The sequence below is a fragment of the Mesorhizobium sp. M7A.F.Ca.US.006.01.1.1 genome (genome assembly GCF_003997935.1).
GTDB lineage: Bacteria > Pseudomonadota > Alphaproteobacteria > Rhizobiales > Rhizobiaceae > Mesorhizobium.
Map to the genome: position 1 here is coordinate 1 of NZ_RZQL01000442.1, position 2,373 is coordinate 2,373.

General features: G+C 62.3%; 2 protein-coding genes and 1 pseudogene. 2 read left to right on the forward strand and 1 reads right to left on the reverse strand.

Annotated features, from left to right (window positions below; genetic code table 11):
- Positions 1-156: pseudogene (locus EN943_RS38710) on the forward strand (alkaline phosphatase); the annotation flags it as partial.
- A 46-nt stretch (positions 157-202) separates the two neighbouring features.
- On the opposite strand, the gene EN943_RS36565 reads toward EN943_RS38710, so the two are convergent.
- Positions 203-481 carry a hypothetical protein gene (locus EN943_RS36565; RefSeq protein ID WP_245476114.1) on the reverse strand — a complete coding sequence of 93 codons (279 nt, stop codon included), beginning with the start codon at positions 479-481 and terminating at the stop codon, positions 203-205.
- Positions 482-678: 197 nt separating this feature from the next.
- Here EN943_RS36565 and typA point away from each other — a divergent pair.
- Positions 679-2,373, forward strand: a 1,695-nt coding sequence (gene typA / locus EN943_RS36570) for a translational GTPase TypA (protein WP_127416567.1), incomplete at its 3' end; no start/stop codon positions are given.

Here is a 2,373-nt window from a genome sequence, read left to right on the forward strand (position 1 = left end):
GCCGAACAGGGACAGAACCTGCCGCCCTCGGCAGGCCTGCAATTCTTCGGGCTGGTCGATATTTCAGGCGCCAGCGAGCAGATGACGGTGCGGCTGATGGATCGCGACGACAACGAACTCTACAAGGTGACGCTCGACCCGGTGCGGTCGGCATAAGCGCGCGCTGATGGAAAGGTGTCGCGCGTCTAGGGCGCGCGGCGTCTTAGTCCGGGTAGCAGACTATCGGAATGTTTGGCCACACGGCGCTGTCGCAGTTGGCGCTGACCTGCCTCTGCTTGAAGGCGGCGCTGACCGGGCCGGTCACCACCGGGTCGACGCCGTCGGGCGCGTCGGCGAAAATCTGCTCGGCCTGTGCCTCTGACGACAAGGCAGGTCGTGATTCCTTCATCGTCGCGGCCGACTGCGCGGCGTTGGCCGCCAGCAGGACGGCGAAGGCAACGGAGGCGATGAGCGGCCAAAATCGGTTGAGTTTATCGGTCATGACGTTTGAACTGCCTGGGTCCCGAAGGGTTCCCACCTTGGTTAACAAAATCATCTCACACGCAGATGCTTAAGATTTGATGAGTATTTGGTGACGCGCCTCCTCTTTCGCAACTGCGAAAAACCCTGTATGAGCCGCGCAACCGAAAGAGGCAGCGCCTATTGGCCTGCTGCCTGCAACGCTTCCGAGACCAGAACATGAAAATCCGTAATATCGCGATCATCGCGCACGTCGACCATGGAAAGACCACCCTGGTCGACCAGCTTTTGAAGCAGTCCGGCTCTTTCCGAGACAATCAGCGCGTCGCCGAGCGCGCCATGGATTCCAACGACCTCGAAAAGGAACGCGGCATCACCATCCTGGCCAAGGCGACCTCGGTCGACTGGAAGGATACACGCATCAACATCGTTGACACCCCTGGCCACGCCGATTTCGGTGGCGAGGTCGAGCGCATCCTGTCGATGGTGGACTCAGCCATCGTGTTGGTCGATGCCGCCGAAGGGCCGATGCCGCAGACCAAGTTCGTCGTCGGCAAGGCGCTCAAGGTCGGCCTGAAGCCGATCGTCGTCATCAACAAGATCGATCGCCCGGACGCCCGTCATGTCGAGGTGGTCAACGAGGTGTTCGACCTTTTCGCGGCGCTTGACGCCACCGACGAGCAGCTCGACTTCCCGATTCTGTACGGTTCAGGCCGCGATGGCTGGGTTTCGGAAAATCCAGAAGGACCGAAGGACCAGCAGTTGGCGCCGCTGTTCGACCTCGTCATCAAGCATGTGCCGGAGCCGACCGTTCATCCCGGCCCGTTCCGCATGATCGGCACCATCCTGGAAGCCAATCCGTTCCTCGGCCGCATCATCACCGGCCGCATCGAGAGTGGCACTCTGAAGGCCAACCAGCCGGTCAAGGTGCTGCACCATGACGGTACCCAGATCGAAACCGGCCGTATTTCCAAGATCCTGGCCTTCCGCGGCCTTGAGCGCCAGCCGATCGAAGAAGCGCAGGCGGGCGACATCGTCGCCATTGCCGGCCTGTCGAAGGGCACCGTCGCCGACACGTTCTGCGACCTGAGCGTGAGCGAACCGCTGCATGCGCAGCCGATCGATCCGCCGACCGTGACCATGTCGTTCCTGGTCAACGACAGTCCGCTGGCCGGCACCGAAGGCGACAAGGTGACCAGCCGCGTCATCCGCGACCGCCTGCTGCGCGAGGCCGAAGGCAATGTCGCGCTGAAGATCGAGGAATCGCCGGACAGGGATTCGTTCTTCGTCTCCGGCCGCGGCGAATTGCAGCTGGCCGTGCTGATCGAGACGATGCGCCGCGAAGGCTTTGAAATCGCCGTGTCGCGTCCGCGCGTCGTCATGCAGAAGGCCGAAAATGGCGACCTGCTCGAGCCGATCGAGGAAGTCGTCATCGACGTCGACGAGGAGCATGCCGGCGTCGTCGTGCAGAAGATGTCCGAGCGCAAGGCCGAGATGGTCGAACTGCGTCCATCCGGCGGCGACCGCCAGCGCATCGTCTTCCACGCGCCGACCCGTGGCCTGATCGGCTACCAGTCGGAACTGTTGACCGACACGCGCGGCACCGCCGTGATGAACCGGCTTTTCCATGCCTATGAGCCCTACAAGGGCGAATTGCCGGGCCGCACCAACGGCGTGCTGATTTCCAACGAACAGGGCGAGGCGGTGGCCTACGCCATGTGGAACCTGGAAGACCGTGGTCCGATGGTCATCGATCCCGGCGTCAAGGTCTATCAGGGCATGATCATCGGCATCCACTCCAGAGACAACGATCTCGAAGTGAACGTGCTCAAGGGCAAGAAGCTGACCAACATCCGCGCCGCCGGCAAGGATGAGGCGGTGAAGCTGACGCCGCCGATCCGCATGACGCTGGAG